This window comes from Lentzea miocenica, from assembly GCF_033949945.1.
In the GTDB taxonomy this organism is placed as follows: domain Bacteria; phylum Actinomycetota; class Actinomycetes; order Mycobacteriales; family Pseudonocardiaceae; genus Lentzea; species Lentzea miocenica.
Genome location: NZ_JAXAVW010000070.1, coordinates 1 through 19,839 on the forward strand (window position 1 = coordinate 1; position 19,839 = coordinate 19,839).

Annotated in this window: 18 protein-coding genes; 10 read left to right on the plus strand and 8 right to left on the minus strand. The window is 68.4% G+C overall.

The genetic code is table 11. The features are described from left to right. The 6 genes from SK803_RS45500 to SK803_RS45525 form a co-directional block, all read right to left on the minus strand. Window positions 1-799: helix-turn-helix domain-containing protein (locus SK803_RS45500; protein ID WP_319972488.1), on the minus strand; the 799-nt coding region annotated here is incomplete at its 3' end. A 90-nt stretch (window positions 800-889) separates the two neighbouring features. Beyond that, complete coding sequence (locus tag SK803_RS45505) at window positions 890-2,110, minus strand: hypothetical protein (protein ID WP_319972489.1); 1,221 nt, start codon at window positions 2,108-2,110, stop codon at window positions 890-892. Between the two features lie 25 nt (window positions 2,111-2,135). Further along, on the minus strand, window positions 2,136-2,978 hold the full coding sequence (locus SK803_RS45510; RefSeq protein ID WP_319972490.1) for a CPBP family intramembrane glutamic endopeptidase: 843 nt from the start codon (window positions 2,976-2,978) through the stop codon (window positions 2,136-2,138). A gap of 66 nt (window positions 2,979-3,044) precedes the next feature. Further along, window positions 3,045-4,418, minus strand: coding sequence for a class I adenylate-forming enzyme family protein (locus SK803_RS45515; protein WP_319972491.1), 1,374 nt, complete (start codon window positions 4,416-4,418; stop codon window positions 3,045-3,047). After that, on the minus strand, window positions 4,415-5,488 hold the full coding sequence (locus SK803_RS45520; RefSeq protein ID WP_319972492.1) for a 3-dehydroquinate synthase II: 1,074 nt from the start codon (window positions 5,486-5,488) through the stop codon (window positions 4,415-4,417). The genes SK803_RS45515 and SK803_RS45520 overlap by 4 nt, the downstream gene beginning before the upstream one ends. Continuing rightward, window positions 5,485-6,282 (minus strand): 2-amino-3,7-dideoxy-D-threo-hept-6-ulosonate synthase, encoded by a 798-nt coding sequence (locus SK803_RS45525; protein ID WP_319972493.1) that lies wholly within the window; start codon window positions 6,280-6,282, stop codon window positions 5,485-5,487. Before SK803_RS45525 ends, SK803_RS45520 begins: the two co-directional genes overlap by 4 nt. 204 nt (window positions 6,283-6,486) lie before the next feature. Between SK803_RS45525 and SK803_RS45530 the strand changes: the two genes are divergently transcribed. Beyond that, on the plus strand, window positions 6,487-7,395 hold the full coding sequence (locus SK803_RS45530; protein WP_319972505.1) for a LysR family transcriptional regulator: 909 nt from the start codon (window positions 6,487-6,489) through the stop codon (window positions 7,393-7,395). Here SK803_RS45530 and SK803_RS45535 read toward each other — a convergent pair. Both SK803_RS45535 and SK803_RS45540 read right to left on the minus strand, forming a co-directional pair. After that, on the minus strand, window positions 7,390-8,313 hold the full coding sequence (locus SK803_RS45535) for an N-acetylglucosamine kinase (protein WP_319972494.1): 924 nt from the start codon (window positions 8,311-8,313) through the stop codon (window positions 7,390-7,392). The two genes, SK803_RS45530 and SK803_RS45535, sit on opposite strands and share 6 nt — an antisense overlap. Window positions 8,314-8,365: 52 nt before the next feature. Then, the gene (locus tag SK803_RS45540) at window positions 8,366-11,182 is read right to left on the minus strand and encodes a S8 family peptidase (RefSeq protein ID WP_319972495.1); all 2,817 of its coding nucleotides are present in this window, start codon (window positions 11,180-11,182) and stop codon (window positions 8,366-8,368) included. A gap of 112 nt (window positions 11,183-11,294) precedes the next feature. Here SK803_RS45540 and SK803_RS45545 point away from each other — a divergent pair, with 112 nt between their 5' ends. From SK803_RS45545 to SK803_RS45585, 9 genes are all read left to right on the plus strand, one after another. After that, window positions 11,295-12,149 carry a fumarylacetoacetate hydrolase family protein gene (locus SK803_RS45545; RefSeq protein WP_319972496.1) on the plus strand — a complete coding sequence of 285 codons (855 nt, stop codon included), beginning with the start codon at window positions 11,295-11,297 and terminating at the stop codon, window positions 12,147-12,149. 3 nt (window positions 12,150-12,152) lie between these two features. After that, window positions 12,153-13,463, plus strand: a complete 1,311-nt coding sequence (locus tag SK803_RS45550; protein WP_319972497.1) for an enolase C-terminal domain-like protein — start codon at window positions 12,153-12,155, stop codon at window positions 13,461-13,463. Continuing rightward, the gene (locus SK803_RS45555; protein WP_319972498.1) at window positions 13,456-14,208 is read left to right on the plus strand and encodes an SDR family NAD(P)-dependent oxidoreductase; all 753 of its coding nucleotides are present in this window, start codon (window positions 13,456-13,458) and stop codon (window positions 14,206-14,208) included. The genes SK803_RS45550 and SK803_RS45555 overlap by 8 nt, the downstream gene beginning before the upstream one ends. A 14-nt stretch (window positions 14,209-14,222) precedes the next feature. Further along, window positions 14,223-15,257, plus strand: coding sequence for a sugar ABC transporter substrate-binding protein (locus SK803_RS45560; protein WP_319972499.1), 1,035 nt, complete (start codon window positions 14,223-14,225; stop codon window positions 15,255-15,257). Beyond that, window positions 15,257-16,732, plus strand: coding sequence for a sugar ABC transporter ATP-binding protein (locus SK803_RS45565; RefSeq protein ID WP_319972500.1), 1,476 nt, complete (start codon window positions 15,257-15,259; stop codon window positions 16,730-16,732). Before SK803_RS45560 ends, SK803_RS45565 begins: the two co-directional genes overlap by 1 nt. After that, the gene (locus SK803_RS45570; RefSeq protein WP_319972501.1) at window positions 16,729-17,745 is read left to right on the plus strand and encodes an ABC transporter permease; all 1,017 of its coding nucleotides are present in this window, start codon (window positions 16,729-16,731) and stop codon (window positions 17,743-17,745) included. Before SK803_RS45565 ends, SK803_RS45570 begins: the two co-directional genes overlap by 4 nt. 3 nt (window positions 17,746-17,748) lie before the next feature. Continuing rightward, window positions 17,749-18,060 (plus strand): L-rhamnose mutarotase, encoded by a 312-nt coding sequence (locus SK803_RS45575; protein ID WP_319972502.1) that lies wholly within the window; start codon window positions 17,749-17,751, stop codon window positions 18,058-18,060. Then, the gene (locus SK803_RS45580) at window positions 18,057-19,013 is read left to right on the plus strand and encodes an aldo/keto reductase (RefSeq protein WP_319972503.1); all 957 of its coding nucleotides are present in this window, start codon (window positions 18,057-18,059) and stop codon (window positions 19,011-19,013) included. The genes SK803_RS45575 and SK803_RS45580 overlap by 4 nt, the downstream gene beginning before the upstream one ends. Continuing rightward, window positions 19,010-19,839, plus strand: an 830-nt coding sequence (locus SK803_RS45585) for an amidohydrolase family protein (protein ID WP_319972504.1), incomplete at its 3' end; no start/stop codon positions are given. The genes SK803_RS45580 and SK803_RS45585, both read left to right, overlap by 4 nt.

The window sequence follows — 19,839 nt, forward strand, 5'->3', positions numbered from 1 at the left end:
TCGATTCTTCCTCACTCAGGGCGACGGTCGCGAGGGCCGCCAGGATGTCCTCGTGGACCTTGATGGTCTCCGCGTCATCGAAGAACAGGCAGTAGTTGACGCTCTCGACGTAGACGACCGGCGGGTACTTCGGGAACTTCATCATCCGGAAGTCGCCGGAAGTGCCTGAGTGCATGCCTGCCGAGCGAGGAACGATCCGGAAGCTGATGTACTTCCGCACGGACAGCCTGAGCAGGTGGGCCAGCTGTTCCCGCCACACCTCGACACCGCCAACGGGGAGTTCGAGTGCCTGCTCGTGCACGAAGAACACGAACTTCCGGCCGGGTTCGAGGATGTTTGCCCGCGCAGCCCTTGTCGCGGCGACAGCGGGGACCTTCTCGGCCTCGATCACCTTCGAGTGCTTGGTGACGACGTAGCAGTACTCGGGTATCTGCAACAGGCCGGGCACGAGGATCATCGACCAGCAGATGATCTCCTTGGCGTCCCGCTCCTGGTCGATCAGGGTGCGCACCTGGTCCGGTACGCCGTCTTTGGGGATCTGGAGCCAGGCGTTGCCGGACTCGTGGAACAGCTCCAGCAGGTGCTCGCGTTCATCGACCGTGGCTTGGCAGTAGCCGAGCAGCAGCAAGACGTCCTGTTCGGTCACGCCGCCCTTGCCGAGCGTCATGTCGGAGATCTTGGCTTCCTGCCAGCCGAGCAGCTCGGCGAGCTTGCGGTGGGTGAGACCGGTTCTGGCGATGATGGCGCGGATGCCGTTGCCGAACTCCCGTCCCACCACACTGGACGATCTTTTGGGCATGTTCGGAAACTAGGCCTGGAACGGGTCCCTGCTCCATCGTTTCCGGCCAAATCTGCCTGAAGGTGGGAGCGCATGGAGCGGCTCCATGTTTCACGATCTTGCTTTGAAGGCCGCCTTGCGGGCCGATTTCGCGATCTTCTTGTCCGGGTGCTCCGCGCCGATCATGGTGAGCACTTCTCCTGCCTCCGGATGGGGAAGGCGCCACATCGCGTCGAAGATCTCCTGCTCCTGTCCGGCCGGCACAGCTGACGAGAAGTCCTCGATCTCGCCCGTGGCCGCGAGCGAGTCGGTGAGAAGCCAGGCCATCTCGGCGATGTCCGGTACCTCACCCGGTAGTTCGGTCTTGGCGTAGGGCCGCACCTCCGGCAGCGTCATCGCCGAACGCCACAGTTGCTCGGTTCCCAGCCCAGTGGACCTGATGAGTTGGACGGCGAACATCCGTTCAACGGCATCGCCCGCCGCCGCGGCGCCGACCAGCTCCTGCCCTGCCTGCTCAGGTTCGCGCAGCGCGAGCCAAGCCACGGCCTCCTCGCCGAACTCATCGGAAGTCAGTGCCGGTGCCGCGGCGAGCAGGTCGGCTGCCGTCATCTGTTCGACCGGCGGCACCAGGGGAACGTCGATGCCCAGTGCGACATAGCGTTCGCGCATCCCCGACAGCGCGAGCGGGGTCAGCCTGACGACGTCCTCGTCATCGATCTGCACAGCACCCAGTTCAAGCAGGCGTTCGAGCAAGCCCGGAACGGCGTCGTGATCCTCATGCGACCTGTCGAGACCATCACGAACCAGTTCGGACAACTCGTCGCGGGGCACGCCGTACGCGCCCGCGAGGAACAGCACGAACATCATGGTGGGACCGACCGGGTCGAGTTCGGGATCAGTGTCCGTGTCGAGGTCTTCCTCGTACCAGGCGGCGTCGGTCAGCACGAACTCGAACGCCGCGTCCCACACCTCGATCGCCATCTCGTCTGGCCCGCCGGGCCAGTCGTCGAGCCCTGGACCCGGAATTGCCTCGTCCTCGCCCAGGTCGACGAACCCGAGTTCGGCGGCGAGATCCCAGCGGAACTCGAACTCGTGACCAGACCAGCCGAGCGTGTGCAACGCGACGACGATGTCCGCGGCGCTGAGCAGATGGTCCTTGACGGAAACTTCGCGGCCGTCGAGCCACTCCGCCACCTCGCGGGCCTTGGCGAGCATCGCGCTGGCTCGGGCCTGCTGGGCCAGCGTCGCGAGGTCCGGCAGCCGGATCGGAGGGAACTCGTCCGGGAGGCCGAGTTCGGCGAGATCTGGTGTCGGCGGGAACTCGTCGTCCATGCCCGAAAACCCTACTCGGGTGCGCTCACGAGCGGGTTCGGGCGGCCTTGCGCAGCAGCAGCACGGTGGGCACCAGGCAGATCACCAGCGAGAGCGGGCTGGCCTCCGGGCCGAACGTGCCGCCGGTGAGCACCGACGGGCCGGAGAGCACGGTGTGCAGCAGGCCGTTGGGCACGTCGCTCGAACCGGACACCGCGATGCCGAAGACGCCGGCGTGGGTGAAGTTCCAGCCGAAGTGCAGGCCGATCGGGAACCACAGGTTCCGGGTGGCGACGTAGGCGGCGGCCATCATGGTGCCGCCCGTCAGGCCGATGGCCAGCGCGCCCCAGAAGGTGGCCTTGGCGTTGAAGATGTGCGTCATCCCGAACAGCAGCGAGGACACCACCAGCGCGATGACGGTTCCGGCGCGCTCTTCGAGAATGCGGAACAGCACGCCGCGGAAGAGCACCTCCTCCATGACGGCGACGCTCGCCATCATTCCCGCGATGCCGAGGAATCCGGAGAAGGAGCCCCAGGAGACCTGGTCCACGCCCCCGAAGACCAGGATCACCAGTACCAGCACGACGAACAGACCGAACCCGATCAGCGTTCCCCATCCCAGGCCGCGCCACCTGGTCTCCGCCGCCAGTTCCGGCACGTCGTCGCGGACTTCGACGACCGCGGAAAGCCTGCGGTAGCCGGCGACCCCTGCGACGGCGAGTCCGAGGCCGACCGGCAGCGCGAGCAGCGGAAGCGGTGCGACGAGCAGGTTGATCCCGGCGAAGGCCAGCATCACGACGAAGAGCACGACGAACAGGACCGGGAACCGGAACCTGCGCAGCCGCCGCCTGCCGTCGGAAAGTGCTGCGGGGGAAGGGAAAGTGTCCATGCGGATCAACCTAGGGAGGCCGCTGGGTCGTCACATCCCGCTGCGGCGGACACCGCGAGCAGCTCTTCAGAGGGACATCACGCCCTGGGTGCCGGCCAGCACGCTCGGGTTGCGGATCAGCTTGCCGCTCGACGTCCTGGGCAGCGTGTCCATGACGTGGATGTGCGCTGGGAGCTTGAACTCGGCGAGCCTCTCCGTGCACCACTGCGACAACGCCTGTGCGGTGAGCGTGTCGCTGGCGGTGCCCACGTAGGCGCGGATTTCCGTCGCTCCCACCGCGACGACCTCGGTCACCTGCGGGTGTCCACGCAGGACGTGCTCGACCTCGGTCAGGTCGACCTTGTTGCCGCGCACCACGACCAACGAGTCGGAGCGGCCAAGTAGCCGCAGTTCGCCGTCGGCGGTGAACTCGCCCCGGTCGCCGGTGCGGAACCAGCCGCCGGAGAAGCGCGCGGGGTCGTTCTCGGACAGGTAGGGCGTTTCCTTGAGCGCCACCTCGACGAGGCCGTCGCGGACGCGCGCCGTGATGCCCTGCATGGGTTTTCCGACGGACGGGCGGATCGTGCCGTCCACCGCGATGGTCAGCGCGCCGGTTTCGGTGGTGCCGAAGCATTCGCCGACCGGGAACCCGTAGGCGGCGGCGAACCTGTCGGCCACGTCCTGCGGCATCAGCTCACCGCCGGAGAACGCGCCGCGGACCGTGCGCAACGAGTCGCGGTCGGGTGAGGAGGCCAGCAGGTCGAAGTGGAACGGCAGGCCGGTGACGAAGTCGACCTCGTGCGTCCGTGCCTGGCGCAGAACCGCTTCTGCGGAAGGGTTTTCCGCGAACACCAGGTGCACTCCCGCCGCGAGAGAGTGCAGCAGGCCGCCGATCAGGCCGAAGCTGTGGGCGGGGGAGTTCAGCAGCAGAAGGCGTTCGCCGCGCCTTGCCACGCCGTCGGATGCGGCGAACCGCGCCACCTCGTCGATGAGCGACTCGGTGCCGCGGCCGATCACCTTCTGCCGGCCCGTTGATCCCGAGCTGAACTGGACCAGCCGGTGCGGGGTGGTGGCGGGGACGCCGGGTGCCCGTTCGACCACCAGGCCGTAGCGCTCCTGGAAACCGTTGGCAGAAATGCCACTCGGATGCACCAGGAACTCGGGACGGGTCAGCTCGTGCAGGACGTCGACCTCGGCCGGCCGCAGCCGGTGGTCGATCGAGACCACCCTGGCGCCGATGCTCCACAGCGCCAGCACCGCCTCCAGCTGGCTGAAGCTCGGCGGCACCTGGACCGCGACCGTGCTGCCGTCGCGGATCCCCGCCGCTTCGAACCGGGTGGCTTCGGCGGAGATGTCGGCGCGCAGCAGGCCGTGCGTGACTGTGTTGCGGTGGCTGAAGATCGGCACTTCGTCGCCGTGCCGGTGCAACAGGTCGGTGATGAACTCGCGCATGTCTTTCATGACTCCTTGCAGAACTCGCCGATCGGGAGGCCCACGTGCCGTTGCTCGGTCGCGATGTGGCCGAGCAGCTCGTCGCCGCGCTGGAGCTCGGTCACGTTGAGGACCTTGCCGCCGGGACCGAGCACGCGGACGTGCCAGTCGTCCTGCACCATCAGGTGGACCTCGACGCCCTCCGGCGAGCGCGCGGTGATGGTGAGCATCGGGCGTGACTCGAGCTTGGCCCTGCCGACGGTGATCTCGCGGGTGCGGCCCTCGGCGTTGACGGCGAGGACCTTGCTGCCCGAGCGCAGTTCGGACAGGTAGTTGGTGCGGTTCGCCGGGCCCAGCACGTAGGAGTGCAGCGCGCCCGCGTTGACCCGGAACGGCCGTGTCGGCATGTAGGGCAACGGATGCGTTTCGCTGCAACAGAGGATGAAGCCCGACGAGAACGACCCGACGAGGATGCCTTCGTCCTCCTGGAAGTGCGAGGCCGTGTCGACGCAGACCCGGTCGCCGAGGCCGTTGTGGGTGAGCGCTTCCACGGTGAGGGTGGTCAGGGTCAGCGGCGGGGACGTGACTTCCAGCAGCCGGGCCAGTTTGAACACGTCGGTCGCGTCCTGCGGGGCCATCAGCACGCCGTCGGAGCCGTGTTCCAGCACCTCCAGGACGATCGCGGCCTCGACGAGGTCGGCCACGACGGTGATGAGCTTGCCCGGCGCGCCGTCGGCGGCGGCGATCACGATCTCCAGCGGGATCTTCGTCGGGTCGGTGAACGCGACGACGGTGTGGTCGAGCCGTTCCGCTGCGGCGCAGGCGAGTTTGAGCGTGCGGTCGTCGCTGACCTGGACGAACGCGGAGCTGCCCGGCAGCCGGTCGAGCTGGTCCTGCTCGTGCACCAGCACGGTCACCAGGTGGGGGCTCTCGACCTGGTCCTCGGTGAGCAGCACGCGGGTGATCGTCGGCGGGAGGTCGTCGAGCAGTGCGGGATCGTCCGAGACGACTCCGGCGATCCGGGTGTGCACCGCAGCGTCGATCACGGCGGTACGGTGCGCTTCCGGCACGGTTCTGAGGTCGATCCAGGCGAACTTCACCGGTTCTCCAAGGTAGCGGTCAGTGCGTGCATGAGGCTTGCGTCGGTGGGCGCGTGGACGATCGACGCCAGCTCCGCGACCAGTTGCATCGGCGTGGGCGAGGTGAAGACCCGCCGTCCGACGGCGAGACCCGAGCAGCCGGCGGCCATCGCGACGCGGGCGTGGCCGGCGAGGCTGTTCGCGGAGGCCGGGCCGCCCGCGACGATCACCGGGATCGGGCAGCTGGCGACCACCTCCGCCATGTCCTCGGCAGGGCTCGCCAGGTTGGTCTTGACGATGTCCGCGCCGAGGTCCGCCGCGATGTTGACGACGTGCGCGAGTAGAGCGGGATCTTTCGGGTCGCCGATGCGAGGCCCGCGCGCATAGATCATCGCGACCAGCGGGACGTTCCACGAGTCGCACGCGGCCGCGACCGTGCCGAGGTCGATGAGCTGGCGCGACTCCGTGTCGGAGCCGATGTTGACGTGCACGCTCACCGCGTCGGCGCCGAGCCGCAGCGCCTCGTCGACCTCGCCGACGAGCACCTTGGCGTTGGCGTCGGCCATGTGCGCGGTGCCGGCGCTCAGGTGGACGATCAGCGCACATCCCCCGAGCACAGCGGGGTTGATGGTGCGTACACGTCCTTTGTGGACGATGATGGCGTCGGCCCCGCCCAGCACGATGGCGTGGATCAGGTCCTGCCACCGGTCTCGCGGCACCACCGGACCGTCCGAAACGCTGTGGTCCAACGGCACGAAGAGGTACCTGTCGTCGTGTGGACGGGAAAGGCGTCGCAGCCGCAACGCTTTCCTCATGGCGCTCACACCCCCTGGATCGTTTGGTGTCAACAGCAGGGTGGGGCAGTCCGCGCGCACAGCGGCAGGTGTGAGGTGCCGATAATTCCCGAGTTATCGGCCTGTTAGAGCAATCGCGCTTACAACGGCGACAGAGCGTCATCTGGTGACACCCGCGTGGCCGTGTTTGTGGATCGGTAACTGTCCTAGGCTTCCTCAGTGCGAATGGAGCTGAGACATCTGCACGTGGTGCTGACCGTGGCGCGAGCAGGCAGCATCAGCCGGGCCGCCTCGCAGCTGAAGATCGCGCAAGCCGGGCTGACCGCCCAGGTGAGGCGGATCGAGGCGTGTCTCGGCGGCCCGTTGTTCCTGCGCCGCAACGATGGCGTCGAGCTGACCGAACTCGGACGTCACGTCGTGCTGCGGTCCCAGGACCTGGTCGAGCGGTTCGACGACCTGCTCGTGACCTCGCACAAACTGGCAGGACGCGGCGATTCGGGCATTCGGCTCGGCGGCGTGGCGGGCGCTCCGACCGCGTTGCTGGTCGGCGTGGTGCGCGAGATGCTGCCCAGCCTGCCGCAGACCACGCACATCGAACGCGGCGGCGACGCCGTGCTGGAGCTGGTGCGCACGGGCGAGCTCGACCTGGCCCTGGTGGTGGAGTTCCCGCGCAGCCCGTTGAGGTTCCCGAAGGCAGTGGGCCTGCGTGGCGTGGTCACCGAACGAATGCTGATCGGTGTGCCGGTGGGTCATCGGTTGTCCGGCCGCAGCGAGGTGCTGTTGTCCGAACTGGCCGGCGAGGAGTGGGTCGTTCCGGACGAGAACCACGGCGGCCGGCTGAACCTGGACCTGGCCTGCGAGGCGGTCGGGTTCACGCCGCGGTGCGCGCACTTCGGCGTCGACCCCGTGGTCGCGGCGGACCTGGTGCGGTCGACCGGCGCCGTGGCGGGGTTCTTCTCGGGTCACGACCTGCCGGGGGTGCTGCTCAAGCCGCTCATCGGCAACCCGCTGCACCGGCGGATCACGTTGGTGTGGAACACCGACGCCGCCGAGCACGTGGACGACGTGCACGCCGGACTGCTGCGCGCCTACCACGAGCGGACCCCGCACTCGGGCCGGTTGCTGGCGTCATGACCTGCTGGGACGTGGTGCGTCAGGGCCGAGCACGTCCACCGCTGCCAGCCAGGCCGCGCCCGCCGCACCCTCGGTCGCCATGATCACCTGAGCGTTGCAGCGGGTGAGCAGTTCCTGCTTGAGGTGGACGCCGACCGGAGTCTTGATCAGGCTGCCGACCAGCACGATCGGCGACGTGTCGGACGGTTCGCGCACCGCGGAGGCCGTGTTGGCGAGCAGCTGGGCGGCCGTCGCCACGATCGTCAGGGCTTCGGGATCGCCGTGGTGGTAGGCCGAGCTGACCAGCGGGGCGAACTGGGCGAGTTTGATCGGCGGCTGGGAGTTGACCGCGTTGATCAGCTGGCCGCGGTTCTTCGCGCCGGCGGCGGTGAGGACGGCGGTGGCCAGGCCTTCCAGCGGTGCGTCCAGGTCGATCAGGCGCAGCGCGGCGCGGACGGCTTCGCGGCCCAGCCAGAACGCCGAACCGTCGTCGCCGATCAGCCAGCCGTAGCCGCCGGACTGGCCGACCATGCGGTGGTCGGTGATGCGGCCCGCGATGGAGCCGGTGCCCGCCACCAGTACCGTGCCGTCCGGCGACGAGGTGCCGGTGGCGAAGGCGGCCTCGCAGTCGGTGATCACGCGCATCGGGCAGTGCAGGCCCGCGCGTTCCCAGGCCTCCTGGAACAGGGCGGACACGGCCGGGTCCGCCATCTTCGAGGCGCCGGCCATGCCCAGGACGCCGGAGCGGACCTTGCGGGAATCGAGCCCGTCCAACGCTTCCGCCAGCGCCTCGCCTATGTGGGCGGCGGCCACCGACGGTGGGTGCGAGTTCGGGTTCGCGCCGCCCGCCAGGCCCTGGCCCAGGCGGGCGCCGTCGAGATCGAGCACCAAGGCCCTGGTTGAGGTGCCACCAGCGTCGAGTCCCACGACCAGATCCATAACGGTCGAGTATGCCGAGGGGCGCTCACCTGAGGGCACGCCCAACCGGGTATCACCTCGTCAGCGCTCGGTTACCCGTTGCGTTGTGGTGGAAGAACATCAACGATCCAGAAGGAACTTGATCACCCGGATGTACCACAGTGGACAGTGACGGCACGATCACCTCGTAGGCGAACGTGGCAGACGGCGCAACGTCGACGAGCTCGTCCGGGTCGCCGGGCGCGGTGTACGGGCTCTGCACGCCGACGGTGTAGGTCACCGGGCCGGACGGCAGCAAAGCTCGCGAAACCGGCAGTACCACGACGTCGCTGTCGAACACGTTGGTGTCGAAAGATCCGTCCAGGCCGTTCAACGGCTGCTCGTCCACGACCTCCTCCGAACCGGCGACCACGGTCCGCGCCAGCCAGATGTCGGCGGTCACGTCGCCGTCCGGGTTCGTCGGCTTCACGGCCGTCGTCACGAAGTCCTTGCCGCCCACCGAGAACCTGACCTCTGGCTGCATGTTGCTGCCGAGGTTCGCCCAGGTGCTCCACGTCGCGACGCCGAACGCCAGCAGGTCCGGCGTCGCCGTCGCACCCACATAACGCAGGTCGCCGCCGCGGGCCGTGCGGTTGATCGCGCAGTTGTCCTGCACGTCAGGTCCGCAGTCCGGCAGCCGCGGAGAGGTCGCGCCGAGCTGCAGCACGGTCATGCGGGCCTGGTAGTCCTGCTGGTCGAGGCCCTGTCCGGCGACTCGGCCGGACACCACCTTCAGCCGCGACACCGGCTTCGGCGCCGCGTGGACGGGCACCCGCAGCGAGCGGTCGCCCGAGAACGTCACCAGCCCGGACGCCTCCGCCAGGAACTGACGGCCGTCGTCCAGCGCGACCGTGGGGTCGGGGGTCTTGCGCAACGCCGCCGGGTTCGCGATCCGCAGCTGCACGGTGACCGACGCCGAACCGCCCGGCGGCAGCACCACGTACGGCACGGTGACCTGGAAAGACACCCCGGGCACCGCGGTGATCGGCTCGTAGCGCGCCTGCAGGCGGACGGTCTCCGTGCCCTTGTTCACCAGCCGGATCGTTCGACCGGTCAGCACCGGACCGCTCACCTCGACCGTGCCGAACGACGCGTCGCCCACCGCCAGCACGTCGGAGGACAACGCGGCGAGCGCGTCCACCCGGCCGGCGCCGACCCGCATCGGGGCCTCGCGCACGCCGTCAGCTGACCGGATCACGCCGGAGGCGGTGTTCATCAGCGCGGCCTTGATCTCCGCGACGGTCCACTGTGGATGGGCCTCGCGCAGCAACGCCGCGATCCCTGCCACGTGCGGCGACGCCATCGAGGTGCCGCCCATCGACACGCCGTCGGACGCGGTGCCGGAAGCGGCGGAGAAGATCGTGTCGCCCGGCGCGGCCACCGCGATCGACGAACGGGATCGCGACGAAGAAGGGGTGATCGTGTCCGCGATCGCCGGTTCCACCGAAGGCACCGCGCGTTTCAAAGCATCGGTCAGGTGCACGGACAACGTCCCGGCCTCCAGCGCCGGACGCAGTGCGGCGGACGCGGACGCCGTCAGCTGGAACGCCGGAATGTGCGCGTTGCCGGCGATCCCGGCGGCGAACACCGGCAACGACGTCGGCAGCAGCACCCCGGCCGCCCCGGCCTTCCACGCGTTGTCCGTCCGCGCCCCGGAACCGCAGGCGCGGGTGGCGTCGTTGTCGTCCCACTCCAGCCAGACGATCTTCCCGGTCAACGACTCGGAGATCGGCTTGCAGCCGTCCACATCGGACGAAAGCCGCACGACGGGCAGCGTGAGGTCGAGCGGCCCCTTGTAGTTCTGGCTGTACTGCCCTGCCCACTGCTTGCCCTGCGCCTCCAGCCCGTCCAGCATCGAGAACGCGTCACGGCTGTTCGCCACCGAGATCGCGTCGGGAGCGTTGCCCGGCGACCCGGCCACGTCGTAGAAGTCGCCACCGTTGCCGGCCGCCGCCACGACGACCACGCCGTGTTCGACGAGCTTGCGCACGAACAGCGCGTCCGGGTCGTCCGCCGCACCGAAGTCGCTGCCCAGCGACAGGTTCACCACGTCGAGCTTGTCGGAGAAGTCGCCGTCGCCGTTGGGGTCGAGCGCCCAGTCCAGCGCCTGCGCGGTCAGGTTCGTGCCACCCTCGCAGCCGAACACCTTCAACGCGTAGAGCAGCGCCTTGGGGGCCGTACCAGGCCCGATCTTCAGTGAATCAAGATCGACCGACGAGTACGAGCCGCGGTAGGTCGTGCCGTCGGCGTTGACCCCGAACCCGGCCGCGGTCCCGGCGACGTGCGTGCCGTGGCCCTCGCAGTCCAGCGGGTCGGCGTCCGGTTCGGGCAGCGAGCCGGACTTGCCGGTGTAGGCGTCGCCCGCGAAGTCGTGGCCGCCGACGACCTTGGCGTTCGGGAAGGTGCCGCCGCCGAAGTCCGCGTGCCGGTAGTCGATGCCGGTGTCGATCACGCCGATCCGCATGTCGTCGCCGAATCGTCCGAGTGACTTCCAGGCGTCGGACGTCCGGGTGAGGCGGACGGCGTGTGCGTTGGTGAGCTTCTTCGTCGTCATGCGGTGCACCGCGCGCACCTCGGGCATGCGCGACAAAGCAGACAGACGGGACTTGTCCGCCGACAGGACGACGCCCGGCACCGCGTTGGACGTTCGGGCAACCTCGCGGCCACCCGACCGGGATACAACCCGGGAAACCTGCCCCGAGGTGGTGTCCCTGGCTGAACGCGCCTGTGAAACCGTGCCCGCGTCGACCGCTGCGGCCGAGGTCAGCTCGACGAAAACGGTTACGGGCTCCGTTGGGCCGGATGGCGTGAGCAGTGCGCCCGCCAGGAGTGATGCGGCCACGAACTTCATGATCGACTCCTATTAGTCATCGGACGACTTCACGTCAGGATCTAGACGAACTGGGTCTCGCGGGGCTATACATCCGATGTATTTCGGCGGTGTGAGTAGAGGAGGAACGGCCGTGCAGCTTCTGCGCCTCGGGCCGGTCGGCGATGAACGTCCTGCAGTGAGGACCGACGACGGGACCACATACGACCTCCTGCCGATCACCCCGGACATCGACGGGGCGTTCCTCGCGAACGACGGCGTGGCTCGCGTCCGCGCGGCCCTGGAAGCCGGTGAGCTGGAGGTCCTGGACTCCGAGGGAGTGCGGGTCGGTGCGCCGCTCGCGCGTCCCGGCAAGGTCATCTGCATCGGCCTCAACTACCGCGACCACGCGGAGGAGACCGGCGCGGACATCCCGGGCGAGCCGGTGATGTTCCTCAAGACGCCGGACACGATCGTGGGCCCGTACGACGAGGTGCTCGTCCCGCGCCGGTCGGTGAAGACCGACTGGGAGGTCGAACTCGGCGTCGTCATCGGGCGCACCGCTCGCTATCTCGAGTCCGAAGAGGACGCTCTGGCGTGCGTCGGCGCGTACGTGCTCTCGCACGACGTCTCCGAGCGGGAGTTCCAGATCGAGCGCGGCGGAACGTGGGACAAGGGCAAGAACTGCGAGACGTTCAACCCGCTCGGCCCCTTCCTCGTGCCTGCCGACGAGATCACCGACCCGCAGAGCCTGGAGATGCGGCTCTGGGTGAACGGCGAGATCAAGCAGAACTCGTCCACCAAGAACATGATCTTCCCGGTGGCGGAGATCGTGCGCTACCTCAGTCAGTTCCTTGTCCTTCGACCGGGTGACGTCATCAACACCGGTACACCCGCTGGTGTCGCGCTCGGCCAGCCGGAGCCCAAGCCGTACCTGCGCGCGGGCGACGTCGTCGAGCTGGAGATCGAGGGCCTCGGCAGGCAAAAGCAGACCCTCGGGCAGGCCTGACCCATGCCCAAGATCACCGCACTGGACGTGCTGGACATCCGGTTCCCCACGTCGCGTGAGCTCGACGGCTCCGACGCGATGAACCCGGACCCGGACTACAGCGCCGCCTACGCCGTGCTGCGCACCGATGACGGACCGGAGGGCCACGGGCTCGCGTTCACCATCGGCCGTGGCAACGACGTGCAGGCCGCCGGGATCAGGGCGCTGGCACCGCACGTCGTCGGCAAGGACGTGCCGGAGGACGCGAAGGCACTGGCCGAGCTGTACTTCGAGCTGATCGGCGACTCGCAGATCCGCTGGCTCGGCCCCGAGAAGGGCGTCGCGCACATGGCGATCGGCGCGGTCGTCAACGCCGCGTGGGACCTCGCCGCGCGCCGCGCCGGGTTGCCCGTCTGGCGGTTCCTCGCCCAGATGACACCCGAGGAGATCGTCAGCCTCGTCGACTTCCGGTACCTCTCCGACGCGATGACGCCCGACGACGCGCTGCAGATCCTGCGCAAGATCGAGCACGGCAAGGCCGAACGTGCGGAAGCCGTTGCCCGCGACGGATATCCGGCCTACACGACGTCACCCGGCTGGCTCGGCTACTCCGACGAGAAGCTCGCCGGACTTGCGCGCCAGGCACTCGCCGACGGCTTCGACATGATCAAGCTCAAGGTCGGCGGCAGCCTCGACGACGACGTGCGCCGGATGAAGCTGGCCCGCGAGGTCGTCGGTGACGACGTGCGCGTGGCGGTGGACGCGAACCAGCGCTGGGACGTCGACACGGCGATCCGCTGGATGCGTGAGCTCGCGCCGTTCAACCCGTACTGGATCGAGGAGCCGACGTCGCCGGACGACGTGCTGGCGCACCGGGCGATCGCCGACGCGCTGGCCCCGATCCGGGTCGCCACCGGTGAGCACGTGCAGAACCGCGTGGTGTTCAAGCAGATGCTGCAGGCCGGCGCGATCGATGTGCTGCAGCTCGACGCCTGCCGGGTCGCCGGCGTGAACGAGAACATCGCGATCCTGTTGCTGGCCAAGAAGTTCGACGTTCCGGTGTGCCCGCACGCCGGTGGGGTCGGCCTCTGCGAGCTGGTCAGGCACCTGTCGTTCTTCGACTACGTCGCGATCTCCGGCGAGGTCGGCGAGCGCGTGATCGAGTGGGTCGACCACCTGCACGAGCACTTCCTGGACCCGGCCGTCGTCGAGAACGGCCGTTACCTGGCACCCGCCGCGCCAGGATTCTCCGCTCAGCTCAAGGACGAGACGCTGTCCGACTACCTGTACCCGGAGGGTCCGGTGTGGACGGCACTGGAGGGCGAGAATGACTGACTTCGAAGGCCTTGTCGCCGTCGTCACGGGTGGCGCGTCCGGCATCGGCCTCGCCACGGCGAACCTGCTGTCGTCGCGCGGTGCGATGGTGGTGGCGCTGGACCTCGACCCTGACGTCAAGGACCCGCTGGTCGGGATCCGCGCGGACGTGTCCGACGACGAGAGCGTCAAAGCCGCGATCGGCGAGGTCGTGGAGCGGTTCGGCCGCCTCGACGTGGTCGTGAACAACGCGGGCATCGGTTCGCAGGGCGACGTGGCGGCCAACTCCGACGACGAGTGGCTGAAAGTGCTCAACGTCAACGTGCTCGGCATGGTCCGGGTGTCCCGGGCCGCGCTGCCGCACCTGCGGAACTCGCCGTCCGCGGCGATCGTCAACACCTGCTCCATCGCTGCGTGGGCCGGGCTCCCGCAGCGCGCTCTCTACTCGGCCAGCAAGGGCGCGGTGTACTCGCTGACGCTCGCGATGGCCGCTGACCACGTGCGCGAAGGCATTCGCGTCAACGCGGTCGCTCCCGGCACGGCGGACACCCCGTGGGTGGGCCGTCTGCTCGACTCGGCACCGGATCCGGCCGCCGAACGAGCCGCGTTGGAGGCACGCCAGCCGCACGGCCGGCTCGTCTCCGCTGATGAGGTAGCGGGCGCGATCGCTTATCTGGCGAGCCCGTTGTCCGGTTCCACCGCCGGCACCATTCTGGCTGTCGACGGTGGCATGTACGGGTTGCGCCTGCGCCCCAAGCAGTCATGAAAGGCCAAACAACGATGAAGCGTCGCAACCTCACCGCCGCGGTGTGCCTCGCGCTCGCCGGTGCACTCACCCTGACCGCCTGTGGCGGTGGCGCCAGCGGGACCGGCGCCAGTGGTGTCGGCCCGATCGGCGCCGACCACCCGCGGGCCGACTCCGACTTCTGGAACTCGTACATCAAGTACTTCCCGGACAAGGCCAAGGAACTCGGCGTCAACCTGCTGAACCCCACCAACTCGCAGAACAAGGTGGAGAACCTGGTCGCCAACGCGCAGTCGCTGCAGTCGCAGGGCGCCAAGGCGATCGTGATGGCCCCGCAGGACACCGGCGCGATCGCGTCCACTTTGGACCGGCTCGACAAGGCCGGCATCCCGGTGGTCACCGTCGACACCCGTCCGGACAAGGGCAAGACCTACATGGTCGTGCGCGCGGACAACAAGGCGTACGGCGAGAAGGCCTGCAAGTTCCTCGGTGACAAGCTCGGTGGCAAGGGCAAGGTCGTCGAGTTCCAGGGCGCGCTGTCGTCGGTCAACGGCCGCGACCGCTCCGAGGCGTTCGCCGCCTGCATGAAGCAGAACTACCCCGGCATCACGGTGTTCGAGGAGCCGACCGACTGGGAGGGCGCCAAGGCGTCCGCGGCCCTGCAGACCAGGCTGAACCAGCACCCGGACATCAACGGCATCTACATGCAGGCCGGTGGCGTGTTCCTCGCGCCGACGCTGCAGGTGTTGAAGCAGAAGAACATGCTGGTCCCGCCGACCGACCCCAAGCACGTCTTCATCGTCTCCAACGACGGCATCCCGTCCGAGCTGGAGGCGATCCGCAAGGGCGAGATCGACGCGACCGTCTCGCAGCCGGCCGACCTCTACGCGCAGTGGGCGCTCTTCTACGCGAAGGCCGCCGTGGAGAAGAAGACGTTCCAGCCCGGCAAGACCGACCACGACTCCACCATCGTCGACGTCGGCGGTGGCCGCCTGGAGGACCAGCTGCCCGCGCCGCTGATCACCAAGGAGAACGTGGACGACAAGGCGTTCTGGGGCAACCAGATCTGATGAACGAGTACGCAGCCATCGCACGTGGCGTGACGAAGCGGTTCGGGCGGACGCTCGCGTTGGACGACGTGGGCATCGAGATCCGGGCCGGTGAGTCGCACGCGCTCGTCGGTCGCAACGGCGCGGGCAAGTCGACGTTGGTCTCGATCCTCACCGGCATGCAGACGCCGGACGCGGGCGAGGTCAGCTTCTTCGGCGAACCCGCGCCTCCCGTCGCCGACAGCGCGGCGTGGCGTCGTCATGTCGCGTGCGTGTACCAGAAGTCGACGGTCGTGCCGGAGTTGTCGGTCGCCGAGAACCTGTTCATCAACCGGCAGGACCTCGGCGGCGGGCTGATCAAGTGGAAGAAGCTGCGGCACCAGGCTTCCGAGCTGCTGGAGACCTACGACGTCGCGGTCGACCCGGACGCGCTGGTGTCCACGTTGACCGTCGAGCAGCGTCAGTTGGTCGAGATCGCGCGGGCGCTGTCGATCGGTTCGCGGTTCGTGATCCTCGACGAACCGACCGCGCAGCTCGACGGCCCGGCGATCGAGCGGCTGTTCGACCGGATGAGGTCGTTGCAGGACAAGGGAGTGACGTTCCTGTTCATCTCCCACCACCTGCAGGAGGTCTACGAGGTCTGCCAGACCGTGACGGTCTACCGCGACGCGCGGCACATCGTCACCGCTCCGGTGGCCGAGATGTCCAAGCCCGACCTGATCGAGGCGATGACCGGTGAGGCCGGCGGGCTGAACGTGCCCAGCGGCGACGACCGGCCGTCGTCCGACGAGCTCGTGCTGGACGTGTCCTCGTTGAGCGGGGAGCACTTCTCGGACATCTCGCTGTCGGCGACGCGCGGTGAGGTCATCGGGCTCGCGGGCAGTGCGTCGTCGGGCAAGCACGAGTTCGCCGAGACCGTCTACGGGCTGCGCAAGCCGTCCGTCGGCACGATCTCGGTGAACGGCTCCGCGGTGCGCGGCGGTGACGTTCCGGCGGCTCTGAAGGCCGGAATCGGCTGTGTGCCACGGGATCGGCACCACCAGGGGCTCGTGCTGGACCTGTCGATCGCGGAGAACGCGACGATGAGCACTGCCGGTTCGTTCGTGTGGCCGTCGGCGCAACGGTCCGCGGGCAGCACCGCGATCGCTTCGTACGACGTCAAGGCCGCCGGGCCTGACCAGCCGGTGTCCGACCTGTCCGGCGGCAACCAGCAGAAGGTCGTGATGGCGCGGGCACTCGCCGGCGACCCGTCGGTGCTGGTGCTGATCAACCCGACCGCGGGCGTCGACGTGAAGTCGAAGGAGTCGCTGCTCGGAGTCGTCGACGCGCAGGCACGCCGGGGCAAGGCGGCGATCGTCGTCTCCGACGAGCTAGACGACCTGCGGGTTTGCGACCGTGTTCTGGTGCTGTTCCACGGCCAGGTCGTGCGCGAGTTCGCACGTGGCTGGCGCGATCAGGAACTCATCGCGGCTATTGAAGGAATGAGCGCGGAATGACGAAGGCCATGACTCCGCCGGTCTCGGCTCCCACACCGCCCGGCAAGCAGAAGTTCCAGTTCGCGCGCTATCAGGACCTCGCGCTGGTGCCCGTGATCATCATTCTGCTGATCATCGGTGCTGTGTTGTCGCCGATCTTCCTGACTCCCGGCAACCTGATCGCCGTGCTGACCCAGCAGAGCGAGCTGTCGCTGCTGGTGCTGGGCCAGGCGATGATCCTGATCGTCGGCAAGATGGACCTGTCGCTGGAGTCGACGGTCGGTCTCGCTCCCGCGCTGGCGGTCGCGTTGATCATTCCCGCCTCGGCCGGTGGGCTGGACGTCGGTCTGGCCGCGTGGCTGGCGTTGCCGTTGTGCCTGCTGATCGGTGTCGGGATCGGTGGCCTGAACGGGTTCCTGATCCTGAAGGTCGGGCTGTCCGGGTTCATGGTGACCCTGGGCATGCTGACCATGCTGCGCGGTCTGCAGCTCGCGATCACCGAGGGCAAGTCGCTGATCGACGTGCCGGAGTCGTTCCTGTACCTGGGTTCCACGACCTGGCTCGGGCTGCCGGCGGCGGTGTGGATCTGCATCGTCTGTTACGCGGTGGGCATCTTCGTGCTGAAGTACCTGCGCGCCGGTCGTTCGCTGTACGCGATCGGCGGCAACTCGGAGGCGGCGCGTGCCGCCGGTATCCGGGTGGACCGGGTGGTGTGGATCGTGCTGATCATCGGTTCGGTGCTGGCCGTGATCGCGGGCATCCTGATGACCGGACGACTCGGGTCCGTGGCCGCTACGCAGGGCGAGGGCATGATCTTCCAGGTCTTCGCGGCCGCGGTGATCGGCGGAATCTCGTTGCAGGGCGGCAAGGGCACGCTGTTCGGCGCGTTGTCCGGTGTGCTGATGCTGGGGCTCGTAGAACAGATCCTGCGGTTGCAGGGTGTTTCCGGCTTCTACATCAAGGCCTCGTACGGCGCGGTGATCATCCTCGCGCTGATCGTGACCCGGTTCGCCACTGGCCAGAAGCAGGAGTGAGGGGTGGAGACCGTTGCGTTGCACACCCGGCTTCGCGAGGGGCGGGAGGCTGACTACGACCGCGTTCACGCCACCATTCCGCTGGAGCTGGATGCTGCTCTGCGCGAGGCCGGGGTGCACTCGTGGCGGATCTGGCGGTCAGGTCGCGAGCTGTTCCACCTGGTCGAGGTGGACGACTACCGCGCGATGAGGGCGTTTCTGGCCGAGCATCCGGCGAACGTTCCGTGGCAGGCTGAGATGGCCGAACTGCTGGAGGTCGAGGACGACTACTCCGGTGCCGAACCCGATGTGCGACTCGTGTGGGAGCTGCCGTGAAGGTTGCTGTATCTCGTCTGGGCTTTGGTGCCGCGCCGATCGGCAACCTGTACCGGGAGATCTCGGACGCCGAGGCGTTCGGTGCGGTCGAGGCCGCCTGGCAGACCGGCGTTCGCTACTTCGACACCGCGCCGCACTACGGGCTCGGGTTGTCGGAGCGGCGTCTCGGGGTGGCGCTGGCCGGGCGGCCGCGCGACGAGTACGTGATCTCCACGAAGGTCGGGCGGTTGCTGGAGCCCTTCGACGGCTCCGGGCTCGACGACGAGGGGTTCGCGGTTCCCCGGCACTTCCGGCGGGTGCGGGACTACTCGGCGGACGGGGTGAAGCGATCTCTTGAGTCCTCTTTGGAGCGTCTCGGGACCGACCGGGTGGAGATCGTCTACATCCACGACCCGGACGACCACTGGGCGTCCGCCGTCGGTGAGGCCTATCCGGCGCTGGAGGAACTGCGGTCGCAGGGCGTCGTCGGTGCCATCGGCGTCGGCATGAACCAGTGGGAGATGCCGGAGCGGTTCGTCCGCGAGACCGACATCGACGTGGTGATGCTGGCCGGGCGGTACACGCTGCTGGAACAGCCGTCGCTGGCGTCGTTCCTGCCGTTGTGCGTCGAACGCGGTGTGTCCGTGGTGGCCTGCGGTGTCTTCAACTCGGGTCTGCTGTCCAAGCCCGTGGTGGCCGCCGACGCGAAGTACAACTACGACGACGCGCCTGCCGAACTGGTCGCGAGGGCACGGGCGATCGCGGAGGTGTGCGGGCGGCACGGCGTGACGCTGCCCGAGGCGGCGATCCAGTTCGCGCTCGGACATCCCGCGGTGGTGTCTGTGGTGATCGGGTCGCGGACGGCGGAGCAGATGACCGCCAACGCCTCGTACTTCGCCGCGGAGATCCCCGCGGACCTGTGGAACGAGCTGAAGGCGCTGAACCTCGTCGACCCGGAGGTGCCGACGCCGTGATCGTCGACGCCCACCACCACCTGTGGGACCTGTCCGTCCGCGACCAGGACTGGATCACCGATCCGCCGATGGGCGTGATCAGGAGGTCGTTCCTGGAGCCGGACTTCGTCGCCGCGGCACCTGAGGTCTCGACTTCCGTGCTGGTGCAGACGGTGTGCGTGCCGGAGGAGACGCCGGAGTTCCTCGCGGTGGCGGCTTCTTCGGAGGTCGTGGGTGCGGTGGTCGGCTGGACCGATCTGACTTCCGCGTCGGTCGGCGATGCCCTGTCGGAGCTGGTGGACAGTCCTGACGGGTCGTGGCTGCGCGGGATCCGGCACCAGGTCCAGGGCGAGCCTGACCCGGAGTGGTTGTGCCGCAAGGACGTCCGGAACGGGCTTCAGCAGGTTGGTGCGCACGGGCTGATCTACGAGCTGCTGACGTTGCCGCATCAGCTGCCGGCTGCGCGTCGGACCGTGGCGGCGCTGGGCAACGTTTCGTTCGTGGTGGACCACTGCTCGAAGCCCGCGATCGGGTCGTCCGGTCCCGGTGAGTGGGCCGAGCTGATCCGGTCGCTGGCGGCGCACGAGAACGTGACGTGCAAGCTGTCCGGCCTGGTCACCGAGGCGGACTGGAAGTCGTGGGACGTGGCGTTGCTGCGGCCGTACTTCGAGGTCGTGCTGGACGCGTTCGGGCCGGAGCGGTTGATGTTCGGCTCGGACTGGCCGGTGTGTTTGCTGGCTGCCACCTATGACGAGTGGCTCGGGGCGGCTCGGGAGTTGGTTTCCGAGCTGTCGCCCGACGAGCAGGCCGCGATCTTCTCGGGCACTGCTCGCCGGGTCTACGGGCT